At 52.0% G+C, this 19,277-nt stretch carries 22 protein-coding genes; 7 read left to right on the top strand and 15 right to left on the bottom strand.

From position 1 onward, the window contains the following. Positions 1-7: 7 nt before the first annotated feature. The gene (gene lptM, locus DFR27_RS12750; RefSeq protein WP_211327520.1) at positions 8-127 is read right to left on the bottom strand and encodes an LPS translocon maturation chaperone LptM; all 120 of its coding nucleotides are present in this window, start codon (positions 125-127) and stop codon (positions 8-10) included. Positions 128-139: 12 nt separating this feature from the next. After that, positions 140-1,531, bottom strand: coding sequence for an argininosuccinate lyase (argH, locus tag DFR27_RS00760; protein ID WP_121875549.1), 1,392 nt, complete (start codon positions 1,529-1,531; stop codon positions 140-142). A gap of 241 nt (positions 1,532-1,772) precedes the next feature. On the opposite strand from argH, the gene DFR27_RS00765 reads away from it, so the two are divergent. Genes DFR27_RS00765 through DFR27_RS00785 form a run of 5 tightly spaced genes read left to right on the top strand, consistent with a single transcriptional unit; the run spans position 1,773 to position 6,473 of the window. Further along, positions 1,773-2,498: a LytR/AlgR family response regulator transcription factor gene (locus DFR27_RS00765; RefSeq protein WP_121875550.1), complete on the top strand. Its 726-nt coding sequence runs from the start codon at positions 1,773-1,775 to the stop codon at positions 2,496-2,498. Between the two features lie 59 nt (positions 2,499-2,557). Beyond that, positions 2,558-3,481 carry a hydroxymethylbilane synthase gene (gene hemC / locus DFR27_RS00770; RefSeq protein ID WP_121875551.1) on the top strand — a complete coding sequence of 308 codons (924 nt, stop codon included), beginning with the start codon at positions 2,558-2,560 and terminating at the stop codon, positions 3,479-3,481. After that, positions 3,471-4,205 (top strand): uroporphyrinogen-III synthase, encoded by a 735-nt coding sequence (locus DFR27_RS00775; RefSeq protein WP_121875552.1) that lies wholly within the window; start codon positions 3,471-3,473, stop codon positions 4,203-4,205. The genes hemC and DFR27_RS00775 overlap by 11 nt, the downstream gene beginning before the upstream one ends. 4 nt (positions 4,206-4,209) lie before the next feature. Next, on the top strand, positions 4,210-5,289 hold the full coding sequence (locus tag DFR27_RS00780; protein WP_170150730.1) for a uroporphyrinogen-III C-methyltransferase: 1,080 nt from the start codon (positions 4,210-4,212) through the stop codon (positions 5,287-5,289). Between the two features lie 5 nt (positions 5,290-5,294). After that, a complete protein-coding gene (locus DFR27_RS00785; protein ID WP_245962592.1) occupies positions 5,295-6,473 on the top strand; it encodes a heme biosynthesis HemY N-terminal domain-containing protein in 1,179 nt (392 codons plus the stop codon). Positions 6,474-6,477: 4 nt separating this feature from the next. On the opposite strand, the gene ubiD is transcribed toward DFR27_RS00785, so the two are convergent. The 11 genes from ubiD to DFR27_RS00840 form a co-directional block, all read right to left on the bottom strand. Then, positions 6,478-7,941 carry a 4-hydroxy-3-polyprenylbenzoate decarboxylase gene (ubiD, locus tag DFR27_RS00790; RefSeq protein ID WP_121875555.1) on the bottom strand — a complete coding sequence of 488 codons (1,464 nt, stop codon included), beginning with the start codon at positions 7,939-7,941 and terminating at the stop codon, positions 6,478-6,480. An 83-nt stretch (positions 7,942-8,024) separates the two neighbouring features. Next, the gene (rho, locus tag DFR27_RS00795) at positions 8,025-9,284 is read right to left on the bottom strand and encodes a transcription termination factor Rho (protein ID WP_121875556.1); all 1,260 of its coding nucleotides are present in this window, start codon (positions 9,282-9,284) and stop codon (positions 8,025-8,027) included. Positions 9,285-9,589: 305 nt separating this feature from the next. Beyond that, on the bottom strand, positions 9,590-9,916 hold the full coding sequence (gene trxA / locus DFR27_RS00800; RefSeq protein WP_121875557.1) for a thioredoxin TrxA: 327 nt from the start codon (positions 9,914-9,916) through the stop codon (positions 9,590-9,592). Between the two features lie 117 nt (positions 9,917-10,033). Beyond that, positions 10,034-11,170, bottom strand: coding sequence for a radical SAM family heme chaperone HemW (gene hemW / locus DFR27_RS00805; protein WP_121875558.1), 1,137 nt, complete (start codon positions 11,168-11,170; stop codon positions 10,034-10,036). After that, complete coding sequence (gene rdgB / locus DFR27_RS00810) at positions 11,163-11,768, bottom strand: RdgB/HAM1 family non-canonical purine NTP pyrophosphatase (protein WP_121875559.1); 606 nt, start codon at positions 11,766-11,768, stop codon at positions 11,163-11,165. The genes hemW and rdgB overlap by 8 nt, the downstream gene beginning before the upstream one ends. Next, a complete protein-coding gene (locus DFR27_RS00815; protein ID WP_121875560.1) occupies positions 11,761-12,204 on the bottom strand; it encodes a DUF4426 domain-containing protein in 444 nt (147 codons plus the stop codon). Before DFR27_RS00815 ends, rdgB begins: the two co-directional genes overlap by 8 nt. Positions 12,205-12,211: 7 nt before the next feature. After that, positions 12,212-12,820 (bottom strand): methionine biosynthesis protein MetW, encoded by a 609-nt coding sequence (gene metW / locus DFR27_RS00820; protein ID WP_211327521.1) that lies wholly within the window; start codon positions 12,818-12,820, stop codon positions 12,212-12,214. Further along, the gene (gene metX / locus DFR27_RS00825; protein ID WP_121875561.1) at positions 12,813-13,943 is read right to left on the bottom strand and encodes a homoserine O-succinyltransferase MetX; all 1,131 of its coding nucleotides are present in this window, start codon (positions 13,941-13,943) and stop codon (positions 12,813-12,815) included. The genes metW and metX overlap by 8 nt, the downstream gene beginning before the upstream one ends. Before the next feature lie 35 nt (positions 13,944-13,978). Further along, positions 13,979-14,563, bottom strand: coding sequence for a YggT family protein (locus tag DFR27_RS00830; RefSeq protein WP_121875562.1), 585 nt, complete (start codon positions 14,561-14,563; stop codon positions 13,979-13,981). 2 nt (positions 14,564-14,565) lie between these two features. Continuing rightward, on the bottom strand, positions 14,566-15,387 hold the full coding sequence (proC, locus tag DFR27_RS00835) for a pyrroline-5-carboxylate reductase (RefSeq protein WP_121875563.1): 822 nt from the start codon (positions 15,385-15,387) through the stop codon (positions 14,566-14,568). After that, on the bottom strand, positions 15,384-16,097 hold the full coding sequence (locus DFR27_RS00840; protein ID WP_121875564.1) for a YggS family pyridoxal phosphate-dependent enzyme: 714 nt from the start codon (positions 16,095-16,097) through the stop codon (positions 15,384-15,386). The genes proC and DFR27_RS00840 overlap by 4 nt, the downstream gene beginning before the upstream one ends. 20 nt (positions 16,098-16,117) lie before the next feature. Between DFR27_RS00840 and DFR27_RS00845 the strand changes: the two genes are divergently transcribed. Together DFR27_RS00845 and DFR27_RS00850 are read left to right on the top strand one after the other, a co-directional pair. Further along, a complete protein-coding gene (locus DFR27_RS00845) occupies positions 16,118-17,152 on the top strand; it encodes a type IV pilus twitching motility protein PilT (protein ID WP_121875565.1) in 1,035 nt (344 codons plus the stop codon). A 9-nt stretch (positions 17,153-17,161) separates the two neighbouring features. Next, complete coding sequence (locus tag DFR27_RS00850) at positions 17,162-18,304, top strand: PilT/PilU family type 4a pilus ATPase (RefSeq protein ID WP_121875566.1); 1,143 nt, start codon at positions 17,162-17,164, stop codon at positions 18,302-18,304. Here DFR27_RS00850 and ruvX read toward each other — a convergent pair whose 3' ends face one another. Further along, on the bottom strand, positions 18,305-18,724 hold the full coding sequence (gene ruvX / locus DFR27_RS00855; protein ID WP_121875567.1) for a Holliday junction resolvase RuvX: 420 nt from the start codon (positions 18,722-18,724) through the stop codon (positions 18,305-18,307). Beyond that, positions 18,721-19,275, bottom strand: coding sequence for a YqgE/AlgH family protein (locus tag DFR27_RS00860; protein WP_121875568.1), 555 nt, complete (start codon positions 19,273-19,275; stop codon positions 18,721-18,723). The genes ruvX and DFR27_RS00860 overlap by 4 nt, the downstream gene beginning before the upstream one ends. Positions 19,276-19,277: the final 2 nt, after the last annotated feature.

Genomic DNA, 19,277 nt, shown 5'->3' on the forward strand with positions numbered 1-19,277 from the left:
TGCTCGATCAATCCTCAATTGTAATATGGCTAGCATCTTCTTCGGGAAGGTACAGCGGCCCCTTTTGACCACAAGCAGCCAAAAGACCGAGGAGAATGAACATAGTAATGTTACGGCGGCTAAACATAATAGCTTGCTCCTAAGCTGAGAATGACTGTAAGTGGGTGAGTGCGCGCTCAGTTGCGGCGCGAACTTGATTTGGCGCAGTGCCGCCCAAGTGGTCTCTTGCAGCCACCGAACCCTCTAGCGTCAGCACATCAAAAACGTCTGCGCCGATAATGTCGCTGAAGCGTTGCAGCTCTGCCAAGCTCATTTCACTAAGGTCTCGTTGCTCATCCACGCCAAACGCGACGGCCTTGCCGACCACTTCATGTGCGTCACGGAACGGCATTCCCTTCACCACCAAGTAATCCGCAAGGTCGGTTGCGGTAGCAAAGCCCTTGAGCGCGGCATTTCGCATCTCGTCCTTGTTTGCTTGAATAGCGGGGACCATATCAGCGAAGGCGCGAAGGCAGTCATGTAAGGTGTCTACGGCGTCAAAGAGCGGCTCTTTATCTTCCTGGTTGTCTTTGTTGTAAGCTAATGGTTGGCTCTTCATTAGCGTCAGTAGCGCAATAAGGTGCCCATTCATCCGTCCGGTTTTACCGCGAATGAGCTCTGGAACGTCTGGGTTTTTCTTTTGCGGCATGATGGACGAGCCCGTACAAAAGCGGTCGGGTAGCTTAATGAAGTTAAATTGCGCCGAAGTCCAAATAACCAACTCTTCGGACATTCTAGAAAGGTGGGTTAAGCACAGCGCAGCGGCTGCACAGAATTCAATCGCAAAGTCGCGATCGGAAACGGAATCTAGGCTATTAGCGGTGGGGCGATCAAAGCCCAACATGTCGCTCGTCAACTCACGCTGAATAGGGTAAGTAGTGCCCGCTAAGGCGGCGGCGCCCAGCGGTGATTCATTTAAACGCTTGCGACAGTCAATCAAACGCGAGTGATCACGCTTGAGCATTTCGTACCAAGCGAGAAGATGATGACCAAAGGTGACAGGCTGGGCAGTCTGTAAATGGGTGAAGCCCGGCATAATGGTCTCGGCTTCTTGCTGCGCCAGCTTTACGATGCCAGCCTGTGCTCTGATGCACTGCTGTTCAATGCGGTCTATCTCATCACGCAGCCACAGGCGGATATCGGTAGCCACCTGGTCATTTCGTGAGCGCCCGGTATGGAGCTTCTTCCCAGTGATGCCAATACGCTCAGTCAGCGCGGCTTCAATATTCATGTGCACATCTTCGAGGCCTATTGACCACGCGAAGTCACCTGCTTCGATTTCGGCTTCGATTTCCTGCAGACCGCGTTGAATATCAGCGAGCTCGCTGGCGTTCAGAATCCCCGCTTTTTCCAGCATCGCTGCATGCGCCAAGCTGCCGCGTATGTCTTGTTTATAAAAGCGCTGATCGAAGGTAATTGATGCGGTGAATCGCTCTACAAATTCATCCGTAGGTTCTTGAAAACGTCCGCCCCAAAGCTTGTTTTGACTCATCTGAATGCCTGCCCTAACCGAAAATAGAAAATTCTGATGGTATATTAGGTGGCGCGGGCCTCCCCTGCAATCCACGTACGGAATAGAACACGATCTGTTTCGGCATAGTAGCAGCGAAATTCAGTAAATAAATTGTGCAAAGCACGGCAGCTTTACTAGTCTAAGAGTACTAGTCGGCACGTTTTAGTGCTATGAGCGGTCATTTAGACTGTAGTTGGACAAATTTAGGAAAGGAAAGCCTATGTTGCGAACGATCATCGTTGATGATGAAGCGTTGAGTCGCAAGCATTTTAAGCATATCGCTGAGCAAGTTGGCGGGATGTTGCTCGTTGGTGAAGCCGCAAATGTGGTGGAAGCAAGAGAGTTATATGAGCGCTTACAACCGGAAGTCATTATTCTCGATATACGCTTGCCCGGCACCAGTGGTTTGGATTGGTCTAAGGAATTGCGTGAGTTGCCGTGCCCGCCTGCGGTTATCTTCTCGAGTGCCTATGAGTCTCATGCGCTCGAAGCCTTTCGTTCGGGTGGCGATGGGTATCTGCTGAAACCGGTTCGCCCAGATCTTCTTCGTGATGCATTAGCTAAGGTCTCCAAGGGCAGTCGAGCCTTGCGATCGGGGTCTGTGCCCAACGGTGAGCGTCGCTTTCTGACCATTAAGAGCCGGCGAGGCTTAACCGTATTACCTATTGAAGATGTCCGCTACTTTTACGCTGATCAGAAGTACGTCATGGCGGTGACTGAGGAGGGTGAGCGAGTGCTTGATGAAGCGCTGCGACATCTCGAAACCGAATACAGTGACGCACTCCTGCGCGTTCACCGTAATGCGCTGGTGACCATAGAGCATGTAATGGGCTTGAAACGTTTAGGTTCCGGACAATACCAGGTAGAGCTGCAGGGGATTGACGGCGGACCAGTTGTTTCACGGCGTCATCTCAGTGAAGTGCGAAAGCGCCTCTCTTCCATGTAGAAGTTCATATCCTCGTGTTACTATAATCGCCACACTAAATTTTTGAATGTGGAATCATCATGCCCAATCATGCCATCGTCATTGCTACCCGTGAGAGTGCGCTTGCGCTCTGGCAGGCAAACTATGTTCAGGGTGCCCTATTAAAGGCTCACTCTGATCTTTCCGTAGAGCTTCTTGGTATGACTACCAAGGGTGATCAAATCCTTGATACCCCGCTGGCCAAAATTGGCGGAAAGGGCCTCTTTGTGAAGGAACTGGAAGTCGCCATGATGGAGCATCGAGCAGACATTGCGGTGCACTCCATGAAAGATGTTCCCATGCACTTTCCGGAGGGGTTGGAACTGGGTGTCATCTGTGAGCGCGAAGATCCACGCGACGCCTTTGTCTCCAATACCTACGCTTCGTTAGATGATCTTCCAGAGGGAGCAACGGTGGGAACCAGCTCGCTTCGTCGCAGCTGCCAGCTAAAGTTCGCGCGTCCTGACTTAGTCATCAAAGACCTAAGAGGAAACGTGAATACTCGTCTCGCAAAGTTGGACGCAGGTGATTTTGACGCCATTATTCTTGCTGCGGCAGGACTAAAACGGTTGGGCTTTGATGATCGAATTGCCGAGCACATTGATATTGAAATGAGCCTCCCAGCGGGTGGTCAGGGCGCAGTGGGCATTGAATTGCGAACTGATGACACGACAACACGAGCGCATTTAGCCGTATTGAATTGTGCCGTAACGGCGCCATGTGTTTTAGCCGAACGTTCGCTGAATCGGCATCTCGAGGGCGGCTGCCAAGTTCCCATTGCTTGCTATGCCATTTGGGAAGACGAGCAAATATGGCTGCGTGGCCGAGTTGGCAGTCTAGATGGTAGCGTACTCCTGCGTGCTGAGGGCCGTGGGACGGACCCCGAAGCACTGGGTGTTCAGGTGGCTGAGGCGTTACTTGAGCAGGGTGCTGGCGAGATCCTGGCGGCAGTTTATGGTGACTAAGCCGCCGCGGCTGTGGAATACCAAGCTCACTGAATTCAGTGACTCTGCTCGGCGTGCCGTTTCCGCCGATTGGATTCATGAACCACTCTTTGAAATCACCAAGCTACCGCTAACGCCTCAGGGGCGCACGCAGATTATGGCGCTTGATGAATACGCCGGCGTGGTCTTCGTGAGCCAAACGGCTATTCAGTTTGCCCTTCCGTATTTCGAACAGTTTTGGCCGCAATGGCCTACCCGTCAGCATTGGTGTGCGATGGGCAAGGGTTCTGCGGAGCTGATCAGGGCTGTGGATCACGAAGTTGTCACCGCAACCCCGCCCACGACCGAGGGCTTGCTAACTCAGCGGGCACTGCAGGACGTAGCGGATCAACGCTGGCTTATTGTGCGCGGCGAGGGTGGCCGGGAGCTATTGCGCGAAGCGCTTCAAACTCGCGGAGCGCGGGTGGAGTACTTGGAGCTTTATCAACGCGAAAGCCGAGCATTCGACATTGAGATTCAACGGCTGATTAATTCGCCATTGGATGGTATCTTTATATCAAGTACTCAGGCCTTAAATGTGGTTGCTGAGCTATTTCAAACTAAGCGAGCACAGGCCCCCACTCTGGTGGTCCCAGGTGAGCGTGCTGCCTTAAAGGCCCTGTCGCTTGGTTTTCGCAGTGTAATAGAGGCGGCATCGGCTGCCGAAAATGATTTGGTCGCCGCTTGGTGTGGCGCAAAGGGGTAAGGGAATGTCGGACAAAGCAATCACCGTAGAGGCTCAATCCGAGGCGCCTCAAAAGGAATCCGCTGAAGCTAAAAAGCCGAAGCAGGCTAAACGTGGTAAATCAGCCACGCGCGGTTCGCTGCTTGCTCGTTTCAACTTGTTGATGATTATTGTCGTGGCTCTTTTTGTCTTCTGGGTGTGGCAACAGCGGTTTGTTGAGCATCAGGCTATCATCGCGGAGATTCATCAGGTCGAAGCTGCCAATGAGGTGCTCCATTCGCAACTCCAAGGTGCCGAAAATACGTTGGACATACTCGCTGAAAGACAGGCCCAGCTGGAGCGTGCGCTGGGTGATCTAACAGTGCTGCAAGATCAGATTAACCGCGTTGAGTCTGACTTGAAGGGAGTTAGTAGTGCTGACCGATTGGTTTGGCAGCTAGAGGAGTTGGAATTTCTCCTACGGATGGCGCGGGAGCGAATCTTGCTAAGTAACGACGTGCAGGGAGCACGGGCGCTACTCGGCTCGGCAGATCGCCAACTCCAGGAAATGAATAATCTGGATCTTCAGCCCATCCGAGCTGCGCTAGCTCGTGATCTTATCGCCGTGAACGCGGCGGCTGAAATCGATACAGCGGGTGTGTTTGCCAGAATTCGGGCGCTGGCAAACTTAATTGAACAGCTAGCGTTGCGCCCAGATATTTTGCTGGCTGAGCAGCCCACAGCGCTTCCTTCGGAGGAAATGAGCACCTTCGATCGCCTTATTGCGCTGGTGGATATACGAGAATTTGATCGTTCCGTCTCGCCGGTACTCGCCCCTGAGGAGCGCTATTTCGTCACGCGAAATCTCGAACTAATGCTCGAAGAGTCATTACTCGCCTTATTGCAGCAAAATGAGACCCTTTGGGTGGCCAATCTTGAGCGTGCCGATAGCTGGCTGCAGACTCACTTCGCGGAAGGTCCAGAAAGGAGTGCTTTCAGTGCGGAACTGATCAGCCTTCAACAGCAGGCCATTTCCATCAGTCAGTTAGATATCGGTGCCGCCGAGGAGGCGCTCCAGCGGTTTCGTTTAGGTGAGCAGAATGTCTCGGAGGAGCAGACGCCGTGAAGCGAATGATTATCTGGTTGATGGTTGCCGCGGTTGCCGGCACGCTCTTAGCAATGTGGGCACTAGAAGACCCTGGTTATGTCGCGCTGGCGCGCGGCGAAGTGATGGTGCAAATGTCAATGGTCACGGCCATAGGCTTACTGGTACTAACTATCGCCGCTGTGCTGGTGATGATTCGCTTAGTGGCAATCCTGTGGATGCCAGGGCGATGGGCAAGGCAACAGTTACTAGCTGGATCGAAAACTCGGGCGACGAGACGAACCAATCGCGGTTTCATTGCCTATCTGATGGGTGATTTTGCGAAAGCTCGACAGCAGTTGCTGGCCTCCGTGGGCAATGTTGATTCGCCGATGCTGAACTACCTGCTTGCTGCCAGATCTTCACAGTATCTAGGGGAGAATGATCGCGCGCTAGAATTGTTGGAAGAAGCACAGCTAGCCGACGAAAACGCTCAGGCGGCCATCATAATGGTACAGGCCGAGATCTATCAGCAGCAGGGACACTGGGAGCAGAGTATTGCCATATTGCAGCGCCTTGAGAATACCGACAATAATTCCGCACTAAGGCTGCTGGCGATGGCGTACGAGGAACTGAAGGATTTCGCGTCGCTCTACCAACTACTGCCGAAGTTAGAAAAATATCGCGTATTCGACGCAGAAAAGCTTAGCGCGTTACATCTTGCGGCCGCCACCGGCCAGTTAGATAGAGCCATGAATGATATTGAGAAGGGCCATGCGGACAACAGTTCGTTAGCGGCTATTTGGGGCTCGCTGGCTAAACAAGATCGTCGTAACGCGAGCTTGGCAGCTCACTACGCTTCGATATTAAAACAGCGTGCAGCGGAAAGTGATGCGGAGAAACTTCTTCGGCCGCTACTTGAACGGCAGTCTCCCGATGTACTCATTGAGATGTACGGGCAGCTTAAGGGTAGTGATGCCATGAAGCAGCTAAAGAAACTGCAAGGGCTTGATCGCACTGATCGCACTGCGCTGATCGCTCTCGCTCGTTTGAGTTGTGGAGCCGAGCTGTGGGGTCAGGCGAAGGATTACTACCAGCGCGCGATAGGGCTAACAATGAGTGCTAAGGTCGCACTGGAATTAGCTTCCGTTCTACGTAAACTAAAGGACGAGACTGGCGCCCTTGAGGTTGAGCGAAGCGCGCTAGTGGCGCTTGCTCATAACTAGCGCTCTACTCGTCATCAATCCCTAAGTCAGCCCAGATTTCATCAACGCGCTGTTTGATTTGCTGGTCCATTTCAATGGGCTCTCCCCACTCCCGCGTGGTCTCACCGGGCCATTTATTGGTGGCGTCGAAGCCGACCTTTGAGCCGAGCCCGGACACGGGTGATGCAAAATCGAGATAGTCAATGGGGGTGTTCTCGATGACCGTCATATCTCGAGCAGGGTCCATTCGAGTGGTCATCGCCCAGACGACATCCTCCCAATTGCGCGCATCAATATCGTCATCGACAACGATGATGAACTTGGTGTACATAAACTGACGTAGATAACTCCATACTCCCAACATCACACGTTTGGCGTGCCCAGCATAGCCTTTCTTAATGCTGACCACTGCCATGCGGTAGGAACAACCCTCCGGAGGCAGGTAGAAATCAACCACCTCTGGGAATTGCTTTTGGAATAAGGGTACGAAAACTTCGTTCAGCGCCACGCCTAAAATGGCGGGTTCATCTGGTGGACGCCCAGTGTATGTACTGTGGTAGATGGGGTCTTTACGGTGGGTAATCTTCTCAACCGTGAACACAGGGAACGATTCAACTTCATTATAATAGCCCGTATGGTCGCCAAAGGGCCCTTCGTCGGCCATTTCATCGGGATAGAGGAAGCCTTCAAGGACAAACTCAGCGCTGGCTGGAACTGATAAGTCCGATAGCAGGGCGTTGGCGACTTCAGTCTTGGCATTGCGCAGCAGTCCGGCAAAGGCATACTCGGATAGTGAGTCGGGGACGGGAGTTACCGCGCCGAGAATCGTCGCCGGATCTGCGCCGAGTGCTACCGCAACTGGGTACGGTTGGCCCGGATTTAGACGTTGGAATTCTTGATAATCCAGCGCCCCGCCGCGGTGGGCGAGCCAACGCATGATCAGCTTATTCTTGCCAATCTTTTGCATTCGATAGATGCCGAGATTCTGTCGCTCTTTATTGGGCCCTCGGGTAATGACCAGCGGCCATGTTACCAGTGGGCCAGCATCGCCAGGCCAACAGGTTTGGATGGGGAGTTGGTCTAAATCAACCTCATCAACCACCACCTGCTGACAGGCGGGTTTGCGCACTGTTTTTGGCCCCATGTTCATTAATTTTTTGAGCAGCGGCGCTTTATCTACCAGATCTTTGAAACCCTTGGGTGGCTCCGGTTGGCGGAGGTAAGCGAGGATCTCGCCGATCTCCCGAAGCTTCGAGGTATCGTCGGTACCCATGCCCATCGCGACACGTTGGGGGGTTCCGAATAGATTTCCTAGTACGGGAGTGTCATAGCCAACTGGGTTTTCAAACAGCAGAGCTGGACCCTTCGCTTTAAGAGTGCGATCGCAGATCTCGGTCATTTCTAAAACGGGATCAACGGGGTGGCTAATACGCTTTAGCTGGCCGCAGGATTCGAGGTAATCGATGAATTCACGTAAGTCTTTATACATGGCTTTTCTACGCTGAGTGGATGCTAATTGGATTGTTTTGCAGAGGGAAAAACGGAGCCATTAGGCTCCGTTGATTATCGTGTCTACTTTCGCTTCATTGACATAAAGAACTCATCGTTCGTTTTGAAGTCTTTGAGCCTGCTGATTAAGAACTCAGCCGCCGGGAGATCTTCCATGTCGTGGAGTAGCTTACGCAAAATCCAAACCCGCTGTAGCTCGTCTTCCTTCATGAGAAGGTCTTCACGGCGAGTGCCGGAGCGGCGGATATTGATAGCTGGGTAAACGCGCTTCTCAGCGATCTTACGATCGAGGTGAAGTTCCATGTTGCCGGTGCCTTTGAACTCTTCGAAGATCACTTCATCCATCTTCGAGCCGGTATCAACTAGGGCCGTAGCAATAATGGTTAATGAGCCACCGTGTTCGATGTTACGAGCTGCACCAAAGAAGCGCTTTGGACGTTCCAGTGCATGGGCATCAACACCACCCGTTAACACCTTACCTGAACTCGGCACGATAGTGTTGTAAGCACGAGCTAGGCGAGTAATGGAGTCCAGCAGGATGACCACGTCTTTTTTGTGTTCCACCAAACGCTTGGCGCGCTCAATGACCATCTCGGCGACCTGTACGTGACGCGCAGGCGGCTCATCAAAGGTTGACGCAATAACTTCGCCGCGCACCGAGCGCTGCATTTCCGTTACTTCCTCTGGACGCTCGTCGATCAGCAATACCATGATATGCGTTTCAGGATTATTGCGGATGATCGACTGCGCGATATTCTGCATCATAATGGTCTTACCGGCCTTTGGCGGCGCGACGATTAGACCACGCTGACCCTTACCGATAGGACTCACAAGATCAATGATTCGGCCCGTTAAATCCTCCGAAGAGCCGTTACCCGCTTCTAGGGTGAGACGGTCATCAGGGAATAAGGGAGTGAGGTTTTCAAACAGAATCTTGTTACGAGAATTTTCGGGTTTGTCGAAGTTGATTTCCGCAACTTTCAACAGCGCGAAATAGCGCTCACCGTCTTTTGGTGGGCGAATCTTACCTGCTACCGCATCGCCGGTACGCAGATTGAAGCGTCGAATCTGACTTGGGGAGACGTAAATGTCATCTGGGCCCGAGAGATACGATCCTTCTGCTGAGCGTAAAAAACCAAAACCATCTTGGAGGATTTCTAATACTCCGTCACCGTAGATGTCTTCACCGCCCTTGGCATGGCGTTTGAGGATTGAGAAGATAATGTCCTGTTTGCGAGAGCGAGCAAGATGATCGAGCCCCATTTCTGCGGCGATCTCTAAAAGCTCGGCAATCGGCTTTTGTTTCATTTCAGTTAGATTCATAGGCTTACTATTTTTTTATTGAGTTGTTAGAAACGGCTAACATCGACAGGTGTGTCGAAAACAAAGGAAGCGTTAAAAAGGTGGTTTTGGAATCCCGATGGGATGGTTAACAGCACTGCTACATCTAAATGCTGAACTTCAGTATAAACACGCAATGGCAAATATGAAAGGTCAAAGCGAAAAAATCTTATCACCATCGGATTATTGTTGTTGTATCGATGCTTCGATACGCTGGAGGCGAGTGCAGCCTAGGCTACTCTATGCCAATAAAAAAGCCGGCTCGATGAGGAGCCGGCTTTTCGGTGTTATAGGTTTTCTTCGATAAACTGCGCTAGCTGAGCCTTAGAAACGGCGCCGACTTTGGTAGCCGCAATTTCACCATTCTTAAAGATCATCAGGGTAGGAATACCGCGGATGCCGAACTTTGCTGGTGTTTCAGGGTTTGCTTCGATATCCACTTTAGCAACGGTAACACGGCCGACAAATTCATCGGCGATTTCGTTCAATACAGGAGCTATCATCTTGCATGGACCGCACCACTCCGCCCAGTAGTCAACCAATACTGGCGCTGAAGAATTTAGTACATCATTCTCAAATGATGCATCGCTGACGTTAACAATGTGCTCGCTCATGAAATAGTCTCCAATAGAGGGAGGGTAACTCCCGAATTCATTTAGCTTAAATGTGAGGGTTGGGCGGGGCTTTTTCAACCCCCTGTTTCAAGATATTTATACCTAATTGCACTAGGGCTATTCCTCACTAGGAAGAAATAGTGATTGGACGTGATTGAGGAAGCGCTGGCCTCGATAGCTTAATTCAAATCCGCCTGGGCTTAGTGTGACTAAACCTTGGTCCCTGAGCTGAATTAGCTTGTGGTTGATGGACTCGTAGGCGGCACCGGTCGATTGCTCAAACTGAGTTTGACTGACTGGAGAAAAGAGCCGCAAGCGATTTAAAAAGAATTCGAAAATACGATCTTCGTTGGGAACGATAACGTCCTTAAGCTTTGGGCCCGCCATATAGTCTTCTGGGCGGCGAGTCTTCTGTCGGCGTCTAATTTCATTACCCTGAGTATATTTGCCATGAGCGCCGGCGCCCACGCCGATGTAGTCTTCGTAATTCCAGTAGCTTAAATTATGCCTTGAAACAGCACCATTGCGCGCCCACGCTGACACCTCATATTGCTCAAAGCCATGCGAACGCAGCAGTTCGAAACCGGCTACCTCAATATCATCAAGGGCGTCGATGTCGGGCAGTTCAGGCGGGTTTGAATAGAAGGCAGTATTCGTTTCTATCGTTAGTTGATACCAGGATAAATGTGTGGGGGCGAACTCGGCGGCACACGCTAAATCGGCAAGGGCTTCTTCAACACTCTGCTGCGGCAAGCCATGCATTATATCAATGTTGAAATTATCGAAGCCAACCTCGCGAGCGGAGCCTATTGCCCGCTTAGCCTCAAGGGAGCCGTGAATTCGACCGAGCGCCGTTAACTTTTCATCATCGAAGGATTGAATGCCCAGCGATAGCCGGTTAACACCCGCCTGAGCATACCCCCGAAACTTAGCTTGCTCGAAGGTGCCTGGATTGGCCTCCAGCGTAATTTCTGCATCCAGGGTAAATGGAAAGGCGTCATTCAATGCCGCTAGAATCCGAGCGATGCCGTCGGCGGAAAATAGGCTCGGCGTGCCGCCACCGAAGAAGACTGAATGCGCAGCTATCTCGCCAAGCAGTGACCTTTCGGTCCGGATATCCTGGATGAGTGCAGCAATGTAGTCTGCTTCAGGAATGGCATTAGGGTCTCGTTGGTGCGAGTTAAAGTCGCAATAGGGGCACTTGCGAACACACCAGGGCAGGTGGACGTAGATAGCCCGGCTAGCACTAGTCACTCGCCAGCCACTCCGGGTTGGTGCTCAGAAAATCATGTAACAGGCTCAGTGCCTGAGCACGGTGACTCACAGCCATCTTTTCCGCAGGACTGAACTGAGCGGCGGCGCGGTCGGCGCCAGTGGGCAGAAAAACTGGGTCGTAGCCAAAGCCATTCTCTCCCTGGGGGGCAGCTAAAATACTCCCCTCCCAAACGCCATTGCAGATCACGGGGGTAGGGTCTTCAGCATGACGCATGAGTACCAAACAGCAGTGGAATCGTGCCTGCCGATGTACCACACCGTCCATCTCGGTCAGTAACTTTTGATTGTTGGCCGCGTCGCCAAACGAGCCGGCGTAACGTGCCGAATAGATGCCCGGGCGGCCCCCTAGGGCGTCAACCGCAATGCCCGAGTCATCGGCAAGCGTGGGGAGCCCGCTGAGCTTTGCAGCGTGGCGGGCTTTCTTGATGGCGTTTTCCACGAAACTAAGGCCGTCTTCCACTGCGTCAGGGATATTAAGTTCGCCCTGAGAGATGACAGTGATACCGCGATGTTCAAGTTGACGGTTGAGTTCGGCCAGTTTGCCAGCGTTACTGCTGGCGAGAACGAGTTTACTCATCTTCGATATACATCTGTTGATGGAAGGTTGCTTCGCCACGACTGCCATCTTCGAAACCGGCCAAGATGAACACGCGCAGCGTCTCGCGATCGGTGTAGCGAATTTGGGCAATATAATAGGTAACGTCGCCCTCGTTGACGGGGGTGAACTCGAGCTCGGTTCGCTGCCCTAGGATATTGAGAATGTGGGCACGAAGCAGTCCAGGCTTACCCAGTGAGAATTGATCAACCCCTTCTGGTTTCGTTAGCGCAACGGTCAGTGTAGCCATATTCGGCGCGCGAACTAAGCCTAGCGCTCGCGCCGCGCTGACATCCATCATCTGAGAATTGAACAGGGTGTGGTAAATGCGAATGCCATTACCATCACTGTAGAGATTGTTTTGGGCCAACGCAGGCGCGGCAAGAAAGCACAGTAAAAGTACAAAAATTCGAGTCATAGTTATCTCAACGTTCTAGTTGGTAAAGCGCCGTTTCAGCGAAAAGATTAGGCCAGAGCCGAGAAAGAATGCCTCCGGTCTTAGTTGTCCCATCACCTGCAATCATCGCTTTGGCGGAGATGCGATAACCGTTTTGCTGACAAAAGTCCTCGAAGTCACGGACCGTGAAAAAGTGAATGTTCGGTGTGTCGTACCACGAGTAAGGCATATAATCTGATACAGGCATCCTTCCCTTCAACGCTAAGTATAGTCTAGGTCGCCAATGGCCGAAGTTCGGGAAAGTGATGATGCAGCGCTTACCTACTCGCAGCATATCAGCCACGAGCTTGTCGGGGCGATTAACGGCTTGAAGTGCTTGAGTCATCACCACCGCATCGAAGCTTTCGTCATCAAAGCGCGCGAGTCCTTTGTTAAGATCCTGCTCGATTACCGACATTCCTCGTTGGACGCACGCTTGTATATTCTGTTCATCAATTTCTAGGCCAAGCCCGCGAGTTTGCTTCTGCTGACTGAGGTAGTGAAGTAATACGCCGTCCCCACAACCTAGATCCAGCACTCGATCACCGCTATTCAGCCATTCGCCAACTAAGGCGAAATCACGACGGATATTAGTCATGTAAAACCCTCGACATATAGGCAGATAAAATGGCTTCATAACGCGAATTCGGTATAAGGAAAGCGTCATGCCCCTTGTCCGATTGAATCTCGGCATAGCTGACTTCGCGACCTGCTTTGATCAAGGCGTCGACAATTTCCTCGGAGCGCTGTGGCGAGAACCGCCAGTCCGTAGAAAATGCCAATACTAGAAACTTTGCGCGCGTTTCGGCGAAAGCGAGTTCCAACTGATTGTTAAAATCTCGTGCTAGATCGAAGAAATCGAGAACGCGGGTTAGCAGTACGTAGCTGTTAGCGTCGAAGCGATTGGCGAAGCCGCTTCCTTGGTGTTGGAGATAGCTTTCAACTTGAAATTGGATGTCATCCCCCTGCCCCAGGGCGAAACTACCCTTACGAAGTTCGCGGCCGAAGCGTTCATTCATGCCGTCGCCCGAAAGGTAGGTGACATGACCAATCATCCGAGCGAGGGCCACACCGGTCTCAGGAATGGTCCCCTTCGCTTTAAACTGACCTTGATGAAACGCCGGATCAGCTTTGATGGCTTGTCGAGCCAGTTCATTAAAAGCGATATTCTGGGCCGTGAGGTGGCTCGCCGACGCGATGACGATGCAATGGCGCAGCGCCTCAGGGTAGTCGACACACCAGCGCATGGCTTGCATTCCGCCTAAGCTTCCGCCCACCACGGCGGCCCATTGACGAACCCCTAGTTCACCCATTAGCCAGTGCTGACATTTAACCCAGTCGCGAACGCGAAGACTGGGGAATTGCTCAGCCCACGGTTCGCCTGTGTCCGGGTTTTCGCTTTCTGGGCCAGTGCTGCCGTTGCAGCCGCCAATATTATTAACGCCCACAACAAAGAAATGATTCGTGTCGATGGCTTTCCCAGGGCCCACGTAATCACTCCACCAACCGGACTTTTTATCGTCTGCCGAATACTTCCCGGTAACATGCTGATTGCCAGTTAGAGCATGGCAGATCAAAATTGCGTTAGTCGCGGATTCGTTGAGTTCGCCATACGTCTGAACGGCAAGGCGATAACCCGCAAGCTCGCCGCCATTGGCAAGCGTGAGCGTATCCCGATGCTCGAAGAACTGGTCGTGAACAATAAGCGTTTGAGTTGTCAAAGCTTAACCCTAATTAATTCAATCTAGATTGATATTTAACGAATCCAGCCAAAAACGCCGCCGATCATGCCTACACCAGCTGCCACGTTATACAGCAGGCCTTCACTAATAATGATAATTAGAAAGGCGATGATGGGGCTAAGATCTAGCCCTCCTGTAGCGGGCATAAAGCGACGAATAGGCGCCGTGAGGCCATGGCCAATCTGCATAACAAGCTGCGCGGCAGGGTGGCTGTGGGCGGCAGGAATCCAACTGAGAATGACAGTGATGAGTAGAATCCACCAGAGCAGCTTCACAATAAGCAGTGGCAGCGCAACGGCGGACCAGGCTATCTGCTGCGCAATATCTAAGCCGAAGCCGTTGACTAAGCTAACGACGCAAGCCATTGCCAAGGTTAACAGCAACGCTAGAACCACTGAGGCAGAATCAATTGGGCCAACCGGTGGGATTAGTCGGCGCAGTGGCGTGAGCAAGGGGCTGGTGGCCGTCATCACCGTTTGTGCCAGCGGATTGTAGTAGTCCGCCTTCGCTAATTGCATTAGCAGACGAACGACAACTAGGCCGATAAACAGTGTGCCAAGGGTATGAACAATTAACGTGATGATGTCTGCGAAGGACATGATTATTCTCCGTGCTTAAGTTTAAACAACGCGGCCATCTCTTGGGCGCGTTCGGTGCAGTCTACCATGGCTGAGGCAACGATACCGTGCAGATTTTCCGAAGTAAATCGTTCAATTGCTTGGGCGGTTGTGCCGCCAGGGCTGGTCACACGGCGGCGTAACTCGGCTGGTTCATGTTCGCTATCGTTAGCCATTCGGGCCGCCCCCAGCGCAGTTTGTTTTACCATCGCCGCGGCGTCACTCGGATCGAGTCCTTGTGCTATGGCGGCAGCAATCATGGCTTCCATAAACAAAAAGAAGTAGGCGGGAGCGGAACCTGCCGCGGCAATCACTAAGTCAATCTCCGCCTCGGTTTGGCAATGGTGGACAAGACCAAGCGGTTGGAATAGTTCCGTTACCGTCTCGTGGTCCGCGGGACCGCAATGATCACTAAAGAAGACTCCGGAAACACCTGTCTTCACCAGGCAGGGGGTATTTGGCATCACCCGGCAAATTGCATTTTCCGGGAGAAAGTATTGGTAGTTTTCAAGTGGGACACCAGCCGCAACGGTGATCACTAGCGCGTCTTTAGGGATGTGTGAGGCGAGCGAAGCCAACAGCTCGTTGATGTGCACAGGCTTAACGCCCAGAATAACGACGTCTGCCTCTGCCACAGCCTGAACGTTGTCGGCGCTAGCATTGACGCCTTTGGCCGCCCAAGCTGCGCGTGCGTCTTCGCTTCGATTCGTGGTCCAAAGTGAGGCCGGAGGGGTTCCTGCAGAGAGCATACCGTCAATAATGGCACCGCTCATGTTGCCGGCGCCGATAAATACAATTTTGTTCATGGTGTCACCTCAGGGTAATTACGCGCACCGAAAATATCGGTACCAATTCGAACCATACTACTCCCCGCACTAATTGCCACCTCTAGGTCGGCGGACATGCCCATTGAAAGAGTATCTAGGTGGTGGGCTTCGCTGGGGAAGCGCTGTCGAAGCCGCGCTAGCTGATCACGCAGTTGAGTAAAGCTAGCTAAGGTCTGGTCCTGACTCGCCTTGACAGAGGGGATGGCCATAAGCCCACGAAGTGTTAGTTGTTTCATGGAGATGATCAATTCGGCTAAGGCCTCGATATCGGCTACATCTACGCCCGCCTTGGTGGTTTCGCTGTCAATGTTAACCTGAATGCAAACATTGAGTGGTGGGAGCTCATTCGGGCGCTGATCGTTCAGTCGCGTGGCAATCTTCAGCCGATCTACGGTGTGCACCCAGTCTGCCCGCTCGGCAACCGGACGGGTCTTGTTACTTTGAAGCGGGCCAATGAAGTGCCAACACAGCTGCAGTGACGATAACGCATCCACCTTCTCCACGAACTCTTGCACATAGTTTTCGCCGAAATGCGTCAAGCCACACCGCGCGGCCTCGCGAATAGCACTTTGAGGTTTGGTCTTGCTGACCGCGAGAATGAGGACTGAGTCGTCTTTTCGACCGCTATTTTGTGATGCAAGTTGTACTCGATGCCTCACAGTGGCTATATTGGTGGCAATCATAGTCATAATTTAGGGCGTCTTTATCAATGGACATTACTGAACTCCTCGCCTTTTCCAACAAGCAAGGGGCATCTGATTTACACCTGTCGGCGGGTTTGCCGCCGATGATCCGCGTAGACGGCGATGTTCGCCGTATTAATCTTCCGCCAATGGATCACAAAGCAGTTCATAGTTTGATCTATGAAATAATGAATGACAAGCAGCGCAAGGACTTCGAGGAGTTTCTCGAGACCGACTTCTCCTTCGAGGTTCCAGGTGTGGCGCGATTCCGTGTTAACGCCTTTAACCACAATCGTGGTGCCGGTGCGGTGTTTCGTACTATTCCATCGAAGGTACTCACCATGGAAGACCTTGGGATGGGCCAAGTGTTCCGCGATATCTCAATGATTCCTCGTGGCATCTGCTTGGTGACAGGCCCTACTGGCTCAGGTAAGTCAACCACACTCGCGGCGATGTTGGATTACATTAATGACAACAAATACGAGCACATTCTCACTATCGAAGATCCCATCGAATTCGTTCATCAATCTAAAAAGTGTCTGGTAAACCAGCGTGAAGTTCATCGAGATACTCTCGGCTTTAACGAAGCGCTTCGATCGGCGTTGCGAGAAGACCCTGATATCATTCTGGTTGGTGAGATGCGAGATCTAGAAACTATCCGTTTGGCCTTGACGGCGGCTGAGACCGGGCACATGGTTTTCGGGACGCTCCACACTAGTTCGGCGGCGAAAACAATTGACCGAATTGTTGATGTATTCCCGGCCGAAGAAAAATCGATGGTTCGCTCAATGCTATCCGAGTCATTGCAGGCGGTCATTTCGCAAACGCTGTTGAAAAAAGTGGGCGGTGGTCGAGTGGCTTGTCATGAGATCATGCGCGGCACACCGGCTATTCGAAATCTAATTCGTGAAGATAAAATTGCACAGATGTACTCGGCGATTCAAACGGGCGGATCAATTGGCATGCAGACTTTAGATCAAGGCTTGCAGGACCTAGTTGCGCGTAATCTGATCACCCGTGAAAACGCGCGCGAAAAAGCGAAAGTGCCTGAAAACTTCTAAGGTAGACGTATGACAGAATTTGATCGCATGTTGGCCTACATGACACAGAAAAAGGCCTCAGATCTATTTATTACCTCAGGGTGTGCGCCGTCAGTGAAACTCAACGGTAAGTTATCACCCATTGCCAAGCAGATCTTAACAGCTGAACAGTCGAAGGCGTTGGTGCTCAGTGTGATGAACCAAGAGCAGCGCGAGGAGTTCCTTGAGCACCGGGAGTTGAACTTCGCCATAGCAAGAGAGGATATCGGTCGTTTTCGCGTCAGCGCCTTTTATCAGCGCAACGACGTAGGGATGGTGCTGCGGCGTATCGAAACTGAGATTCCCTCGGTGGCCGGGCTCAATCTACCGTCAGTCATCAAAGATCTGGCGATGACCAAGCGAGGTCTGGTTATCTTTGTTGGTGCTACCGGCACGGGTAAGTCAACGTCGTTGGCAGCAATGATTGGCCATCGAAACGAAAACTCCTATGGCCACATTATCTCTATTGAGGATCCTATTGAGTTTGTCCATCCACACAAAGGTTGTATCGTGACCCAGCGTGAAGTTGGTATTGATACTGAGTCCTATGAAGTGGCGCTGAAGAACACGCTCCGGCAAGCGCCTGACGTGATTATGATTGGTGAGATTCGCTCACGCGAGACGATGGATCATGCTATTGCGTTTGCCGAAACGGGGCACCTCTGTTTGGCCACGTTGCACGCCAACAACGCCAACCAAGCGTTAGATCGAATTTTGCACTTTTTCCCCGCTGATCGTCACAGCCAATTGTGGATGGATCTAAGTCTAAATCTTCGCGGTATCGTTGCGCAGCAATTGGTGCCAACACCTGATGGTACGGGACGTCGAGCAGCACTTGAAGTGTTGTTGAATACACCGCTTGTTGCGGATCTTATCCGCAAGGGAGAAGTTGCTGAGCTCAAGCCTGTAATGGGTAAATCTCGCGAGCTGGGTATGCAGACCTTTGATCAGGCGCTGTTCGATCTCTACGATGAAGGTGAGATTAGCTACGAAGATGCACTCGCCTGCGCGGATAGTCCGAACGATCTTCGTCTGTTGATCAAGCTGAAGTCGGAATCTAGTGCCGAAGATCTTAACTCCGCTGCGAGCGAATTCAGCCTGCTTCACACCGATGACACGAACAATCAGTTCTGATTACTGTTGCTGAGCCAGCCAGCCCTCAAGAATCATTCGGGCGGCGATGGAGTCGACGGGGTTGTCTTTGTAGCTACCTCGCCGACCTCGTAAGTGGGCTTCATGCTTGGCTTCGCGTGTCGTGAGTCGTTCGTCAGCCATTTCAACCGGGAGTTTAAATCTTCCGTTGAGGCGGTTGCCGAAGCGTCTTGCCGATTGGCACATCTCCGACTCTGAGCCATCCATGTTCAGAGGTAGCCCTACAATTAACGCGTGGGGTTTCCACTCCTCAATAAGCGCTTGCATTTCGGCCCACTGTGGCGCGCCGTTTACGGCATTAATGGGTTTCAGCTCATTAGCGGTCCCGGAAATTGTCTGACCTACGGCGCAGCCGATAGAGCGCATGCCGAAATCAAAGGCGAGAACCAGTTTGTTAGTCATTGAAGTGGCTTGTTGCTAGTTAACAGATTCATATCGATTCCGAGCAATGTTTCAGCTCGTTTGCGTCGTTCACTTGAACGGGTGTTGAACAGTAGTTGTCGATTGAGCGGTAGGCACATCCAGTCATCGGCAAGGATTTCCGCTTCGAGTTGCCCCGATTCCCAGCTGGCATAGCCAAGAATGACGAGAGTCTGTCGCGGGCCAAGGTCGCGAGAAATATCGTCGAGAATGGTTTGGCTGGTGGTGAGAAAAACCTCCTTTCCCAAGTCGATAGTATGTTCCCAGTTTTTGCCGCCAGAATGAAGGATAAAGCCTCGCTCAAGACCGAGCGGCCCGCCCTGATAGACGGGCTTTTCGGCGCTGGTATTGTCGGCCGATAAATCAAGGTCGACCAATAATTCGCCTAAAGTATGATTCGACGGTTTGTTGATAATCAAACCGAATGCCCCATCGTCATTATGTTCACAAACTAGGACGACGGCATTGTGGAAGATACCGTCGCTAATTTTGGGTGTCGCAACTAAAAACTGTTGTGCAAATGAGTTTCTCACAA

The organism is Umboniibacter marinipuniceus, assembly GCF_003688415.1.
GTDB lineage: Bacteria > Pseudomonadota > Gammaproteobacteria > Pseudomonadales > DSM-25080 > Umboniibacter > Umboniibacter marinipuniceus.